Below are 255 nucleotides of genomic sequence, written 5' to 3'. Positions count from 1 at the left end.
CCCCCCCCCCCCCCCCCCCCCCCCCCCCCCCCCCCCCCCCCCCCCCCCCCCCCCCCCCCCCCCCCCCCCCCCCCCCCCCCCCCCCCCCCCCCCCCCCCCCCCCCCCCCCCCCCCCCCCCCCCCCCCCACCCCCCCCCCCCCCCCCCCCCCCCCCCCCCCCCCCCCCCCCCCCCCCCCCCCCCCCCCCCCCCCCCCCCCCCCCCCCCCCCCCCCCCCCCCCCCCCCCCCCCCCCCCCCCCCCCCCCCCCCCCCCCC

General features: G+C 99.6%; 1 protein-coding gene. It reads right to left on the bottom strand.

The genetic code is table 11. The features are described from left to right. A partial coding sequence (locus tag H8K36_RS19785) for a hypothetical protein (RefSeq protein ID WP_045631777.1) occupies positions 1-255 on the bottom strand: 255 nt, incomplete at both ends.

It is taken from the genome of Affinundibacterium nitidum (assembly GCF_014284155.1).
Classification (GTDB): domain Bacteria; phylum Pseudomonadota; class Gammaproteobacteria; order Burkholderiales; family Burkholderiaceae_D; genus Undibacterium; species Undibacterium nitidum.
The sequence above is the reverse complement of the archived record's forward strand: the minus strand, read 5'-3'. Positions and strand labels throughout refer to the sequence as shown.